Origin of the sequence: Haloarcula sp. JP-L23 (assembly GCF_011602445.1) — an archaeon.
Classification (GTDB): domain Archaea; phylum Halobacteriota; class Halobacteria; order Halobacteriales; family Haloarculaceae; genus Haloarcula; species Haloarcula pellucida.
In genome coordinates this window covers 15,379-29,471 of the sequence record NZ_CP050019.1, presented here as the reverse complement: position 1 = coordinate 29,471, position 14,093 = coordinate 15,379, and the positions used below count along the sequence as shown (strand labels likewise).

Below are 14,093 nucleotides of genomic sequence, written 5' to 3'. Positions count from 1 at the left end.
GCAGTGTCGATTGCCGTGACGTTGGCGCGACTGAGGCAGGAGTGAGCCCGTAAGGGCCCTCCCTTATGGTAAATAGGAGGCGGCAACGAGCCGCCTCCTGGAAAGAAGGACTGTTCGGGTGATTCAGTTCCACCCTCCCATCGCGTAGGTTCTATTCATAACCCAGAGAACCTACAGCAGTTTGGCCGGCTTGTGTGAGAAGTCGCTACTCACTTGCTCAGTTGGAAGGAATCGGACTTCTGGAGTACCCAGATTATTCCGCCGAGATTTCGGGAAATCTCTCCACCGGTCCACACGCGCGCGCGCGTTACGCGCAGCAAGGCCCAGTGGGGGTGCCTCACGATGGAGAATCCAGTTTCAAGCGGCCGGCGGTGGGACAAGTCGTCGCCCTGCTTATGCTCCTGAAAGAGTTTGCTACAGTACGTTTTTGAATCGGGAATGTGTCGTTTGCGCTATGGCTTCCGTCGCTATTCTACCTCTTGACCAAGCGAGTATCGTAGTGCCTGTCCCTGACACCCCCGACATTGTTCTGAAACACACTGATGGCGAACTCGTTCGGATTCAGGAATCAGAAGACGGCTCTGTAACTGTTGATCGACGACACGAGAACGCTGTCACGTGGTACGAGGCAGGAAAATACGGATCACTTGAGGACGCTGTGGTAGCGGCCACAGATATGCAGGCGTTTGCGGTCCGTCGAGGTGGTGAACCTTCCAGTCTTCTGGAAGCCGGTGTAACGGGCTCATTGCCGGGATCCGTCCTCGAGATTGTACCACTGGATCTTGGCGGCATTGTCGTTGACGACCGTTCTCACCTTCCACTGGTGTTCCACCTCATAACGGGCGAATACTGGCGGATCTCAACGCTACCCGGTGACGAGTACACTGACTACCAGTTGGAATACCGCGAGGACGACGTCGCCAGTTGGGAAACGGTTTCAAAACACGATGGCGTGGACGCTACTGTCGACGTTCTACCGGCCTTCCTCGACGAAACTGGCATTGAATATACTACTGACGCCTCCGCCTCTGGGATGTCAGACACAATTGAGACTCACGGCCCCTCTTTCGTTGAGGAAGTCCCAGACGATGTCCCCGAAGATGTGAGTGATATAGCTGGGATACAGAAACGGCGGTTAAACTGGGAAAACTAATCTCCTATAGGGCTCTGGGTAGGGAAATACACCGTTCTGGTGCTCCAGCTTATGGCCGTTAGTGAAATCTACGCTGGTGTCTATTCGAGGTCATGATTTTGAGGGTGTGGCACCCGAACTCCTCGAGTACCAAGACACGGAACCGGCCGACCTCCGGACGACCCGGAGCTTCAACTGGTATCTCGACCAACTGTACGACGAGCCGCGAATCGCCCGTAACGCCCACCAGCGAGTGGCGGACATGTTCGACTACTACGTGACCTCCTACGACGAGGACGCCGGCGTCGTCGAGTACGAGATAGCGAGCGAAGACCCGCTCCACGACGGCGAGAACACCTTCTTCGGCCGCGAGATCCACGAGTTCGTCAACAAGGTCAAGCCTGGCGCGCGGACTGGGTCCGGAGAAGCGTATCAAGCTACTGCTGGGGCCCGTCAGGTCCGGGAAGTCCGACTTCGACCGGCAGGTCCGCCGCTACTACGAGGACTACACCCGCCGCGACGAGGGGCGGATGTACACGTTCCGCTGGACCCCGCCTCGGAGTTCTACATGGACCAGCTCATGGCGTACAACGATGACAACCTCGAGGAAGTGCTGGAGAGCCACACCGTGATCATCTGCTTCGTCGCCGACGAGAACCAGCGTCAGGGTATCGAGACGTTCGAATCAAAGAACGAGACCCGGCTGACGACGTAGTAGCGTCGGCCCTGCGTGAGGTTGAGGCACTGGGTCCGGTACGGACAGCCAGCACAGCTGTCGGCCTCGCCGTGGTAGACGAACTCCTCGCCGACTTCAGCGAGGCGCGTCCCGACGAGCGTGACAGTGGCCATGGGCAAGACTACATCCAGGCCGTCCAATCATTGGCTAGTCCGTCGAGGTCCATATCGACGGCTCCGTCCCGGCAGGCAATACTCTATCGACTGCTGACGCGTCGCTCGCTCTTGGTAGGGGTATATAAACTCTCTAAAAATTCCCTCGTGTATATTTGCGTCGAGGCACTGCCTTCTGCGGGTTACATCCCGATTCTGGGGCCGAAAACCCGGCGTTATATGGGTAACGGGAAAAGGTTCTTTATGTTGAAGCACTCATTTGTTAAATAGTATCGCCCCACAAACGAGATAGCCAAAGTGATCTCTGGTGTCCCCGAGTGGGCCTCGAGGGTTTCTCAGGGACTCTTTGGCGGAGGGATAACCATCAGTGCCAATAGGACCGCCAGAGCTACAGGTGTCGCTCGAACTGCTCGCTAAATGTACAGCCATCGTCGTGAATATCGTCACGGCTCTGCATCTGATAATGCAGGGCTCAGAGGAGCAAGAATGACGCTGTAGTGACTACTGAGTTAGAATCGTGGACGCCAACAACATCTGGCGTCCCCGAGTGGGCAGTTAGGAGTAGGAGCCAGGCACATATGAATCTCCTGCCTTCTTAAGAGCCACCTGCAGTGCCTCACCAACTGTCGATAGTCACTATGCGTTCGGAGTAACGTCCATTGTAGAGTGTGTACAGCACGTGAGCTAAATCGTGGTTCGTGATTCGGTCGTTTCCCGTGCCGAGATTCATTAACTCACGAAAACGGTTGACGTAGCACTCACAGCCTTGAGATATCGAAATCAATCGTCTATCGTTGGTGTACACCTCGACAGCTCTCCCCATCTCTTTCGTTGTGACCCGTTGAGTGCCTGAGTCGGGATCAGTGCCGATTGCCTGGCGGAACTCCCGAAGTAACTGTTTTCGAGAACACATTGTAGCGAACCAGTTGAGAGCGGCCCGCTCTCTCGAAGCACTTCCAGCGTGACAACGACGGCCTCCTTCCCGTGCGTGGTCTTCGGCGGCCGGTCGGCGGTGTTCGGGCTGGAGTTGATCAGCTATCGCGACCACTACGTGGCCTCACTACATGCCCTCGAGACGCCGGAGTGGACCGAGGACGAGCGGGTGTTCGACGTCCACGGCGTCGAGGTCCTGAGTCAGCAGGTGCCGTGGGTGGTCGTCAGCGGTGGCACGGCGGACAAGTATCACTTCCCGGACCCGCAGGCGGCGGCCTACGGCGAGGCGAAGCCCGTGCAACTCCAGCCCGTCAGGTGCCCCGACTGTTCAAAGTTCATCTGTCAGGGGATTCTCCAGCGCGTTGAGCCGGCGGCGGTCGACGGGCTCTCGATCACCTGTCCGCGGTGTGAGTACGACGCCGTCGTCGACGTCGCGCTGGATGGTGGGCTCGCCGACGCCAACGATGTGGCAACTGAATCTTGGGGTTAGCCGAGTAGCACAACCAGCATCGGGTAAACCGAATGTCGCTATATCAAATATCTGTAGGCTAGAGTCGGATTCTATATCTAGATACGTGATACATATACATGATGTGGATACAAGATGCGGCTGTACAGTCCAGATACCTACTACCAATACGTGATGCAGAACGAGCCGGTCAGAACTGCGTTTCCTGCCGTTCGGTGAACGTCTCGTACCCGGCTTCACCGGCTTCGATGAGGTCGGGACGGACATCAGCAAGCCCCGCCCGGACGAGCAGGCCCAGCACTGAACCACGACTCTCCGAGTCGACCGCATCCCTGTCGAGATGCTCGCGAACATCGGCACCGACGGCATCGAGTTGGTCGGCCTCGTCGAGGCCACGGATCAGTGCCGCAAGGTTCCGGTCCCGCATGGTCAGGTTCGTCGGGACCTCTCCGGCATCGAGCTCCTCGTAGACGTCAGCGATGTACTCCTCCAGCGAGGGATCCTCTGATTTGGTGTCCTGTTGGGGCTGACTGCGATGACGCTTCTGTTCTTTCGACTGTTCGAGTAGCTCTTCGGGATCGCGGTCGTCTGTGGTGTCGCTCATCGGTCTGTGAGTTGAGTCAGTAGCTGCTCGGTGTTCGCACTGTACGCCTCGCGGGCCCGCTTCCCGGTCGCATAGAGCTCGTCGCCAGGGACAGCGTAGAGCGTGCGGCCGGCGTTCTGGTTGTTCCCGATGTCGGCAGTCTTCGTGACAGGTTCGCCGACGATCTCCGGATACTCCTCGGTCACGTACTCGACAAACGTCTCCGAGAGGGTCTCTTGGCTGCTGATGATCGTCGGGATGATCAGTGCTAGGCCGAGATCGACGTCGAGGTCAGTGCTGATCTCGTCCAGCGTCGCATCCAGTTTCTGTAGCTGGTCACGCTCGAAGGCACCGGGCTTCAGCGGGGCGACGACGTTCCGGGCAGCGAAGAGACCGTTGAGTGCGATGTTGTCTTCCTTGCCGGGGAGATCGAAGATGACGAGATCGTACTGCTCGGCGACGAGGTCGTCGACGAAGCTGTCGAGCTTCTGGTAGCGTTCTTCGAGCGGGACGTTCGCAAGGTTGTTGTCGGCGCCGCCCAGTCCTGGGTCAGCTGGGATGAGATCCGGTCCTTCGTCGGTCGGGAACGTCATCCGGTCCAGGAGGTCGTCGATGTTGTCCCGGAGGAACGCCCAGTCGTCACCGAAGACAGCCGAGATCGGCGCGTCGATCGAGACGCCGCCGTCGGTCGCGGTGTCCTCCTCGACGATGGACAGTCCGAAGTGGGTGGCCAGATCGTTCTGTGTCCCGGCGAGGTCGACCAGGAGGACCTCGCGACCCATGTTGTGTGCAGCAACGGCGATGTGGGCGGCACTGGTCGTCTTCCCGACGCCACCTTTCTCGACGTAGGTCGCTGCCCGTTGCACTGATGCCATATACAGATACTGTATCCATATCGGAGATACAAATATCTGCGTCAGACACAGATTGGTACTTTGGTTGGCACGGTATACTACTCACTATCCCCTTGAACTACGCTGGGCTGTGTGGGTGTCCTCACGACGGCCCACAACAAAAGAGATCCCCACCCAGGGATTGTTCTAATTCCTATACGCCGGGTAGCGGCTCTTGCTGTTCGTCGTCGCAATCGTCCGAACTGGCCTGCTTCGTCCATTCATCGAAGTCAGCGGCATATTCACATGGATCAACAACGGAGCGACCATCTCCCTTGAGGGGATGGTCGTACTCAACGAGGATGGTGGGGCGATGGGCGTTCTCGTCCTCGATAATTTCGTCAGTCTTCTCGACGCGTGCGTGATCTGACCTGATTTCGTCGAGATCCGGGACGAAGAGTGCGTGATGCTCTAATGTCGCGTAGCCTTCGTCGGTCAGTGTAAAGAAGGCACTTGGCCCATCACGCGTGCCCTTTCCCTGAGGCATAACGATACGCATCGCTATGTCTGCATCGATGAGCTTGTCCAGATGCCCACTAATTGTACCAGCGCTCTTGCTCTGGTTGTAGTAGTCGAGTTCACTCTTCGAGGGCATCATCCACCGATGCCCGAGCATATTCTGGATGAGGTTCGCTCGAGTGGTCTGCGTGATCGTGTTGAGTTGCGACAGCCTCTCATCGTGGGGCAGGAGGTACGACTCGCGGCCGCCATCAGTCATTACGGTATGAGTTGCCTTTGTGGGGTCCGTACCCCATTTACTGATACAGGTGTCTGCGAGTTGACGAAACCTCTGAATGATTCCATCAATCGCTCTCACGAAGCCATGCCTGAAGTCACCAATTGCCGGGATCATACCGCTGCCGGTACCACCACCGGTGGCTACGGGTTGCGAGCCGCAGCCTGATCCACGGGTATCTGCGTCGATTCCCAACTCGGTCAATTTACTTGTGATGGTTAGTTTGTTTATTTTATCGAACATGTTTATTGATGGCATCCCCCGACATTACACGTGGCAGGGGTGCAGTCACTGCGGTCGTATTACAATTCGCTCGATTAGCCCAGCGAATTGGGGTGTTCTGGGTCTGTCTGACTGGACATAGTGGACTCGCTCCACTAGGGTATAAAATAGCCAAGAGTATATGTTTTACGAATACCGAAACGATTGTAAAACGCCAACTACAACGGTATCCACCGAAACTTTATCCGTCTCGGCCTATTACTAATTGGTGATGGGGTCGAAACCACCTCATAACGAAGAGGAGAGCCACAACGGCGAGGGCCCCATCTCTCCAGAGCAACTGGAGTCCCGGAACACAGAGCGGTCAAAGACAGTCATCAAGGCCTTCGGCGATGTCACCATAGAGGTCGACGGTGGCACCGATGTCGGAGCACTTCTGGGCGGAAAGATAGAGGACCTCGACAGCTTGGTGCTGAAGCTGATTATCCTCGGTGCGGTTATTCTCCTCATCGTCATCGTTTGGCGAATGGGGACTGTTATCCGCCTGCTCGAGATGCTCATGTCATAGCCGTGATAGGTACTACGCTACCACGCCCCCGCCGTTAGCAGAGGGGCACAAGGGGCTTCCGGGGGCCCCGAGTCTCTTGCGTGTTCAGTCTCTTACAGAACGTTGCGCATACGCTCCAGCAACCCGGATTCCCCATCTGGAACACGGCGAAGCCGCTTGCGAACATTTTGACTGTACTGGAATGCTCTTCGGGGCACTCGCTGAATAGCCACGTTGTGCTGGTGGGCTGGTACTTGCATACGTCCTCGAGATTGCGATGACGAAGAATTAAGCAGGATGGGACGGCCGTGGCTAATTCAGTTGGTCAGCCTCGGCGACGCGTGCGGCAGCACCTCGTCGTGGATGAAACGCGTGAACTCGATGGTGTCCATGTCTTTGGGGTTATAGACCGCGAGCCAGCCACTCTCCGAAAGCACGAGCTTCAGCAGTCGGCCATCGTACTCCAGATTCGTCAGGCCCAGTTGACTGTTCTCGTTGCCGTGGATGAACTTCGCCAGATCAGGCTCACTGTCGATGTCGCCGTACGCGGCGCCGCTATCGATGGGGCCATTGCCTGAACGGAACCACCCCATCCAGGGGTCTGCATCGGGGTGTGCCGACGCGAATGACTCGAGATCGATCTGTGCCCGGTGAATCGTCTCACCAGTGGCGTCCTCCATGAGTCGGTCTGCGAACTCGTCCTGGGTGCTTTCGGTGACGAAGAATTCGCTCGGAACATGGGCGAACTCCGTCGTTTGTGGGACGACATCGGTCTCTTCTTTGCCGACTTCGACACCGCCGTCGGTCCTGATGCGTGTCGTCTTGATCTCGGCGGTCGATTCTTCTGCGATACGACCGTGTGCGATCTGTCGACCGCCCAGCATCGATTGCTGCCAGTCGACGTCGACGGTCGCGAGTAACTCGTGGCTGCCTTCGGTTCGTGATTTGGGGAACTGTGCTTCGTCGATATCGTGGCCGCTGTCAGTGACGACAGCGATACCGCCTCGTTTCATGATCGTAGGGTCAACTGCAAGTTGCGTGCTGTGTGACCCCGAAGGAGGGGCCCCCACCCCGGTAATCGGAAGCCTCTAGTGGCGGCCAGTGCTACCCCATCCCACGGGTCACGACGTGAGGCCCGCAATGTAGTACCACGGCGCGGACACGAGCGCCAGCCGAGCGGGTCCTGGCAGACATCTTCGGCTGGACGCGGTGTCCGGTCGGGGAACCATTCTCTCGGTGCCGACCACACAGCACTGGGTGTGTTCGGCGCGATTGTCATCTGTGTCGCACATTACACCCATGGGGGTACCACCTGAAAAAAATGAAATTATTGGTCTAGGTGTAGTTCCAGTATAGCTGGGTGTACCGTGGTCCTAGTGTTTTATTGCCAGGTAAGATATGGCTAGAGTTAGGTGTAGATTGTCGATTCAGCCATGAATAACTCGTATTCTGCGCCACCGGCGCAAAAGGTGACGAAAGACGAGATTGTTACGGCGATTGACCAGATCTGCGAGAAGCGAGGCCAGCCAGTTGTTCGGATTTCAGACATTGCTGAGTTGGAATCAATTGATGTTGGCAAGCAAGCGATTAGCGATCATCTTGATGAACTGGAAGCGATGGGGCGGGTGAATTTTCTCTCGTATGGGCAAAAAGGCGTCTGGTGGGTGCCAGAAGATGAGGACTCAGCTACGGAGGTCGAGGTCGGCGTCATTCAGTGGGAGAATATCGATGCCAGCGAGATCCCCCACGAGGTTTTGGCTGATCTTCCGCAATTTCAGGATAAAACTTATTGGGAGTCCATGGAAGAGAACTGGGGAACAGTTACTGGAGGCTCAGTAATTATCATGGTAATCGGTATCTTAGCAGCGGCAATCCAGCAGTTCATCCCAGTCCAAACCGGACAGACCCTCAATAATGTCGCCGCAGTAGTTATTGTCGGTTCGCTCGGGGTTGCACTACTCAGTCTGGGTGTTGTTTTCGTCGCCAATATTGGCCAAAAGCTCGGTCAATGGGGCGTCAACGCAGCTTTTCAGCAACGAATTCAAGACCTAAAATATAGAATAGTTGCCTCTATTCAAGACCGGCTACCCGATACCGACGAGTGAATTAGAACGGGACAGGTCAGATAAGTAAACTACTGTTATGTATCTTAGAAGTTTTTATTCATCCGAATTATCATGATATCGGTCCAATAATGTTAGCAGGTAGTCAAATAGGTGGAGAGCGTTTCTGGCCTGTGTCGCGTCCAACCTGCTCAAATACCGCTCTTCGTTAGCGCTGACCGTCCGGTGACTGAGGGGGTTCCGAATCCCTAAATACGCTCCGTCAAACAACTGTTTGAGCCCCTGCTGCTCATCGTTTCGGGATGATAATTCAATCAGCCCATGCTCAGGGACCAGTGCAGCGTTGATCAAATCATGACCGCTTTCTTCAGTAAGTGACTCCGGGCCTAACTCACGGATCCGCTCCTCCATAATCTGCCCTGCGAGACGGAGGGATTCCTGGTATTCCCCCCGTTCGTAGTGTGGGACACATCGGCTGATTAGTTCTCCGTCATGTAACTGAACCGTCTCTTCCTCGGTTGTCGATGGGCTGAGTTCATCAAGGAACGAAAGTAGTCGTTCAGCATTTCGACGGTCTTGTGGCCCTTCTTCTGTTTCCACTTCGTGAAATCGGATATCGGGGCACATCTGTCCGAGCACTCCAAACGAAATGCGCTCGTCATTTGCCGCAAGAGTAAGTTCGTCTATTTCATGCGGTTCTGAGGAACCGCTGCCGGCCCATGTATTCTGAGCGGTTCCACTATCAAGTGGGAGTGTTGTTGACCGATGGATGCCATCATCCTGCTTCAAATGATACCCGATAAAATCGCGCATTTCTGCGAACGACTCGTGGCTGGGGAAGTGGAGTTTCAAATATGTCTTCTCACAGTTTGACCCCACAGGATCCCCATCAAGAATCAGTGTATTATCCGGAAAGTGATCTGAGGAGAGATATGCCTGGATATGTAGCGAAACTCTGTCTCGCCATTTAACCGACTTATTCACCGACTCAAGCCAGATCTCTATTTCATCAGGAATCATAGCTGTGTTCGACAGGGAGAGTACTCAAGCGTCACAAAACTACATTTCCTCACTAAGTACCTAACTCTTCGCGAATGCGGAACTCCAGCCACTCAATCCGTTCCTCTAAATCACCAACTTCCTCGTCAATATTTTTCTCGATATCCCGAAATCGGCTGGAGAGTTTTCCACGAGTCGAATCTGGATTTGGATTTTTCACCTCGTTGATTTCTGCGACGGGGGCTATGCCAATGCCGTCAGAGGTGAAGTAAAGTTCCGCCTCTGTTCCATCGTCGGGTGACACGTGTTGGAAGGTGACTTCAGAACGCCAGTACATCTGGTCAAGCATCGTCGCAATAACTGACTGGCGAGCAGCCTTCGATACGTCTACAGCGTCTTCTCCGACTATATCTGCGGGGAACAGATATGGATGTTCTTCGTGGAGGTGTGATTCTATTTCTGTAACAGAGAATGCTTGCTCTTGATTGTCCCACAACAGGGAGAGAATCTCTGTTTTGAGAGGATCATATGAAGTCGCACTATTCCACTCATCTGAATCAATATCAACCGGCATACTTCTGTGTAAATTACATTTTCATAAAATAGTACCGACGATGTCCGGTGGTTCTGTCGCTACCACGCTGGCTGAAGAACGAAAACGTATCTCGGTTGGATCTGCGAATTTTGTCAGCCATTATATCCCAAATACGACGTATTGGGGGCTGCCTCTCCAGACTGTGCTATCACTTCTTGTCCTCGCCGGATACCGTGGACATCTGGACGCCGAACGTTCATATACTCTTCAAGTGTTGAACGGAGATACTGTTCGTGGCGTTCAATATTCGGCATCTCAATACTTGATTCGGCGTAGCGGTAGCGGAACTGATCAGTGGCAAATGAGACCAACCGATCAATTACTTCCTGATGGTTCCTGTTCGGTTCTCCACCGTCCGTCTGTACTGATGCCGACCGCGTGTCATCGTGAAGGCTCCAGAGGTCACGGAGTCGGTTAACGAAATTGTGATACTGCTGTGTTGTCGATCCTCCATCTCGAATAAGCATCCCTACATTACGTGACTCTATGTCGTGCCTGATATCGCGCCACTCTTTGACTGCAGGTTCTGGAATTCGATAATAATTGGTTGGGTCGCCAGTCCAGCCAGACTTATCAGCTGGGTCCTTAACCTTCCCTTGGACAGGGGAGTGGGGGAAATCTCGTGGGATATACAACTGTGAAGACCCCGCCCGGATCGCCTGTGCATCAACAAAATAGCAATTGTTTAGTGCGTCTGATAGTTGGTTGTCTGAATCAACAACTGGACAAGCGTAGTAGGCCGTTTCTGTGGGGGCTCGCGCTGCGAGTGTCGTAATTTGCTCTGGCTCGAGTTTGAACCGCACACCTCGATTTGGCTCCGCCTTGGGTGCTTTATACTGAAACTGGAGACGTAAAGCAAAGGTGAGTTCTACGTCGTACCCGCCCCCATCCTTATTCTCCTGATATCGAGTTGGGGCGACAGCGGTTGTTTGATCATATGGACCTTGTATGCGGGTCAACATTTGATGTGTGCCATTCACCACGAGAGAATTTTCTGATGGGTATGATGACATTAGTTAGGAAGTCAAAACGTTGGCATCTGCCGAGTACGAATTGTTCTTACAAAACTACTGATACACTTCTCTGAGCCGTTCCAGCTCTTCTTGAACTACATCACGTGCTGCGAGACTCTCACGTCTAATCTGCTCCTCCATATTGTCTGGGTTGGCATCTTCATAGTCCAACGTTTGACTGACTGAGGAGCCAGTGTAGTTTTTCATAAGTTCCTCTTCATATTTCCCAGTCATACGACTAATTGCGAGATGTTCTGCGCAGGTATCGATGGCTGGCTTGTCTTTGAGATTCTCGCTCCCTCCCGAACTAAATTCGAAGCTCGTTACTTGGCCAGCCAGGTTCCGAACGAAATCCCCGACATCGTTCGAGATCTCATCTTGCGACTGGGGCTCTTCGAGTTTGAGCTTCGTCACTATGTCGAGATCTTGGTAGACCATCGAAAAGTACTGCTCGCCAAGGTTGTAGATCCGATAGTCACCTCCCCCGATATCGTATCCTGTCGCGCGGCCGATGAACCGGGGAATCCAACGATCCTCCAGATCATTATCGGTCTCCAAAGCGAACTGGCCGTTTTCGAAGTAGAGTACTCGCGAGTCAACGAGCCGGGTATCACTCTGATCGTCCTCCTCATCGTCTTCAGTCCGAACCCGGTAGCTCTGTTTTGTGTCACTCACATACCGGAAGTGGAGGTAGTCGTAATCACCCCCATCTCGTTGAATGCGAATGTTTCTGCCCTTGTCTTTGAACACCAGCTCCTCTCCTTCATCAGCGAGCTCTTCCGTATCTCGCTCGATGAACTCATCGTCCAGCGCGCTCGCAAGCTCCTCAAGCGACGGTCTCTCAACCTCACTGAAGAACGTACCAAGTCGGTAAGTTTCGCTTTCTGCCATGCGAGTCAAAATAAGGATTGTCTTATATTATCGATTTCCAAACAACTCTTGGAATAATTAACATAGGTATATTTTAAGTAGAAGTCATTTGATACTGCTTTTGAGAATAACCAGCATGGCTGGCCCGGAAGACCAACTGCGTGAAATCGGATGGAGGAAACTTGAGGCACAGTGTTACTGTGCATTAGTCGAGTTTGGCGAATTGACTGCTAGCGAGATCGCCGCACACATCAACGCTCGTCAGGAGAAGGTGTACCAACCCCTAAAATTACTAAATTCCAAGGGGTATGTGCTCATCCAGGATGAGAATCCTCAGAGATACAGGGCTCAAAATCCTAGATTCGTAATTAGACAAGAGCGGAACAATTTTCGCGACGATACCAACGAAATACAGCGCGAACTCCAAGAAGCGTGGGAAATGGCAGCAGAAGGGATCCCAGAAACCACTGAGCACGCTTGGGTTTTGTCTGGTAAAGAGGGAATGAGGACGGAGCAGGCCCGTCTCTTTGAGGACGCGGAAGACCGAATCGTGGGTTATGATTCCCGCTTACAATTCAGCGCTCCATACGCACTTGACGCTCTGGAGGCAAAATCTCGGGATGGACTCGAAATCAGTATCGTTGGCCAAGAAAATGCTGAGGAGCGCTTGGCACGGCTAGCAGACGCGGATGTCCATTCGAGTATTTATAAGGGAAGACAGTTCAAGAACATGTCATTTTATATTTCCGACGGAAACGAGGTTCTGCTTCGGGTTTCCGGCGGAAGAGCAGCGGTTGTATTTACTGACGAGTATTTCGCGAACATTATGGAGTTCCAGTATGAACGTATATGCCAAGAAGCGGAACCAGTAGCTGATGAAAGATAGAACGTTACTCACTCTGGCACTACTGGATGCCCAGAATGAGTCTGGTATAGAAGGCCGGACACGCCTCCAGAAGCTACTGTTCCTGATTCAGCAAAGACTGGACCAACGAGAGGAATCTTTTGACAAAGGGTATGATTTCGTGGCCTATGACTATGGCCCCTTTTCGAAAGAGATCTACCAAGATATAGATTATCTGATTGAGCGTGGATTCCTTGCTGAGCACGCGAGGAAACTGGATGATGGGATCATAAAATACGAATATAACCTGACTGAAAAAGGAGAGGATTACATAGAAGAGTCATTCCCTGAACTTGGTGAACGTCACGAAGTGGTTCAAGACGTGACGAACGAATTTGCAAACGAAGAGCTACAGAATATCATTGACTACGTCTACTCTAGATATCCGGAATACGCCGAAAACAGCGTTCTCTATTGATTTTGAAGCGAATATCTTTAATTCACACCTTATTCCGATAATATATGGCCATACACGTTCTATTGCAGAATATCTGGGCACTGTTGTGGGGGAATCCAATATTTCTACGGATGGGACTTTGTCGCCACAACAATCGCAAAATCCATACTGGCAGGTCAGATTCTCGAGTTGTGTAATTGTCTGTCTCTACTTTGAGGTGGTACACCCACTAAATACTCATTCAGGTAGTCTCTCGAGCAACAAACGGCGTTCTGAAAACGGCTGGACGAACTGGCTAACCAACAACCGGTCGGATTCGTATCGAACGTTGGTTAGACTTCTCAATCCCTACACCGTCGCTGTCACGTGCTGAAACTCGGCTTGCGACGGCGTCGGCCGGAGCGTCAACCCGGCCAGCGCGAGCTCCGGAAGCACCTCGGGCGGCCCACCCCCACAGTCACGCAACACGCCGTCGAGTGTCCAGGCGTCGTACTGACTCGCGCCCGGAGCGACCACGTCGACGGCGACCGCCGGCACGTCGTCCTCAATAGCCTGAGCAGCCCGCCGCACCTGTTCGTGTTACTCCACGGTACAACTCACGCTTCGACACTCCGAACGAGATCGTCGACGAGCGACCCGCCAACGTTCGTCCCAACGTTCCACCCACGCGTGCAACGGACGTGCTCGCACCAATCACCGAGCGTCTCGCAGGGCGTTTCGTCCAAGACGAACGTCTCGGCGTCGTCGATAGACATAGCCTCACGCGGTACCACGGCGACGGCGCTCTCGTAACTGTCCCAGAAATGGGCCACGTCGTACTGACGACGTCGAGAAAGAGCCCGGGCGACTACGTGAGGGTCAGCAGGTGCTTCGGGCAGTATAGTACGG

At 53.8% G+C, this 14,093-nt stretch carries 16 protein-coding genes and 2 pseudogenes; 7 read left to right on the top strand and 11 right to left on the bottom strand.

Translation table 11 applies throughout. The features are described 5' to 3' along the window. Positions 1-454 precede the first annotated feature (454 nt). Complete coding sequence (locus G9465_RS25240; RefSeq protein ID WP_166976345.1) at positions 455-1,153, top strand: hypothetical protein; 699 nt, start codon at positions 455-457, stop codon at positions 1,151-1,153. An 82-nt stretch (positions 1,154-1,235) separates the two neighbouring features. After that, positions 1,236-1,841: pseudogene (locus G9465_RS25235) on the top strand (serine protein kinase PrkA); the annotation flags it as partial. Here the strand turns inward: G9465_RS25235 and G9465_RS25230 are convergent. Next, positions 1,835-1,981, bottom strand: a pseudogene (locus tag G9465_RS25230) (UPF0179 family protein); the annotation flags it as partial. The pseudogenes G9465_RS25235 and G9465_RS25230 sit on opposite strands and share 7 nt — an antisense overlap. A gap of 961 nt (positions 1,982-2,942) precedes the next feature. On the opposite strand from G9465_RS25230, the gene G9465_RS25225 reads away from it, so the two are divergent. Then, complete coding sequence (locus G9465_RS25225) at positions 2,943-3,404, top strand: hypothetical protein (protein ID WP_193571781.1); 462 nt, start codon at positions 2,943-2,945, stop codon at positions 3,402-3,404. Between the two features lie 169 nt (positions 3,405-3,573). Here the strand turns inward: G9465_RS25225 and G9465_RS25220 are convergent, their stop codons facing one another. The 3 genes from G9465_RS25220 to G9465_RS25210 all read right to left on the bottom strand — a co-directional run bounded on the left by G9465_RS25220 (position 3,574) and on the right by G9465_RS25210 (position 5,838). Then, the gene (locus G9465_RS25220; RefSeq protein ID WP_166976342.1) at positions 3,574-3,987 is read right to left on the bottom strand and encodes a hypothetical protein; all 414 of its coding nucleotides are present in this window, start codon (positions 3,985-3,987) and stop codon (positions 3,574-3,576) included. Continuing rightward, complete coding sequence (locus G9465_RS25215; protein ID WP_166976338.1) at positions 3,984-4,841, bottom strand: ParA family protein; 858 nt, start codon at positions 4,839-4,841, stop codon at positions 3,984-3,986. Before G9465_RS25215 ends, G9465_RS25220 begins: the two co-directional genes overlap by 4 nt. Before the next feature lie 172 nt (positions 4,842-5,013). After that, entirely contained in the window at positions 5,014-5,838 is an 825-nt protein-coding gene (locus G9465_RS25210; RefSeq protein ID WP_166976335.1) for a hypothetical protein, read from the bottom strand. A gap of 250 nt (positions 5,839-6,088) precedes the next feature. Between G9465_RS25210 and G9465_RS25205 the strand changes: the two genes are divergently transcribed. Continuing rightward, on the top strand, positions 6,089-6,385 hold the full coding sequence (locus G9465_RS25205) for a hypothetical protein (protein ID WP_166976332.1): 297 nt from the start codon (positions 6,089-6,091) through the stop codon (positions 6,383-6,385). A 296-nt stretch (positions 6,386-6,681) separates the two neighbouring features. On the opposite strand, the gene G9465_RS25990 is transcribed toward G9465_RS25205, so the two are convergent. Continuing rightward, on the bottom strand, positions 6,682-7,377 hold the full coding sequence (locus tag G9465_RS25990) for a hypothetical protein (RefSeq protein WP_227015898.1): 696 nt from the start codon (positions 7,375-7,377) through the stop codon (positions 6,682-6,684). Positions 7,378-7,833: 456 nt separating this feature from the next. Between G9465_RS25990 and G9465_RS25195 the strand changes: the two genes are divergently transcribed. Continuing rightward, positions 7,834-8,469: a hypothetical protein gene (locus G9465_RS25195; RefSeq protein WP_166976329.1), complete on the top strand. Its 636-nt coding sequence runs from the start codon at positions 7,834-7,836 to the stop codon at positions 8,467-8,469. Between the two features lie 54 nt (positions 8,470-8,523). Here the strand turns inward: G9465_RS25195 and G9465_RS25190 are convergent, their stop codons facing one another. The 4 genes from G9465_RS25190 to G9465_RS25175 all read right to left on the bottom strand — a co-directional run bounded on the left by G9465_RS25190 (position 8,524) and on the right by G9465_RS25175 (position 11,925). Next, positions 8,524-9,447, bottom strand: coding sequence for a TIGR02391 family protein (locus G9465_RS25190; RefSeq protein WP_166976326.1), 924 nt, complete (start codon positions 9,445-9,447; stop codon positions 8,524-8,526). Positions 9,448-9,499: 52 nt separating this feature from the next. Further along, positions 9,500-10,000, bottom strand: a complete 501-nt coding sequence (locus tag G9465_RS25185; RefSeq protein ID WP_166976323.1) for a hypothetical protein — start codon at positions 9,998-10,000, stop codon at positions 9,500-9,502. A gap of 113 nt (positions 10,001-10,113) precedes the next feature. Next, on the bottom strand, positions 10,114-10,824 hold the full coding sequence (locus G9465_RS25180; protein ID WP_166976320.1) for a hypothetical protein: 711 nt from the start codon (positions 10,822-10,824) through the stop codon (positions 10,114-10,116). Between the two features lie 264 nt (positions 10,825-11,088). Further along, complete coding sequence (locus G9465_RS25175) at positions 11,089-11,925, bottom strand: hypothetical protein (RefSeq protein ID WP_166976317.1); 837 nt, start codon at positions 11,923-11,925, stop codon at positions 11,089-11,091. A 115-nt stretch (positions 11,926-12,040) separates the two neighbouring features. On the opposite strand from G9465_RS25175, the gene G9465_RS25170 reads away from it, so the two are divergent. Further along, positions 12,041-12,790: a TrmB family transcriptional regulator gene (locus G9465_RS25170; RefSeq protein WP_166976314.1), complete on the top strand. Its 750-nt coding sequence runs from the start codon at positions 12,041-12,043 to the stop codon at positions 12,788-12,790. Further along, entirely contained in the window at positions 12,780-13,226 is a 447-nt protein-coding gene (locus G9465_RS25165; protein WP_166976311.1) for a type II toxin-antitoxin system antitoxin SocA domain-containing protein, read from the top strand. Before G9465_RS25170 ends, G9465_RS25165 begins: the two co-directional genes overlap by 11 nt. 327 nt (positions 13,227-13,553) lie before the next feature. On the opposite strand, the gene G9465_RS25160 is transcribed toward G9465_RS25165, so the two are convergent. Next, complete coding sequence (locus G9465_RS25160) at positions 13,554-13,775, bottom strand: hypothetical protein (RefSeq protein WP_227015897.1); 222 nt, start codon at positions 13,773-13,775, stop codon at positions 13,554-13,556. A gap of 26 nt (positions 13,776-13,801) precedes the next feature. Beyond that, on the bottom strand, positions 13,802-14,017 hold the full coding sequence (locus G9465_RS25155) for a hypothetical protein (RefSeq protein WP_166976308.1): 216 nt from the start codon (positions 14,015-14,017) through the stop codon (positions 13,802-13,804). Positions 14,018-14,093: the final 76 nt, after the last annotated feature.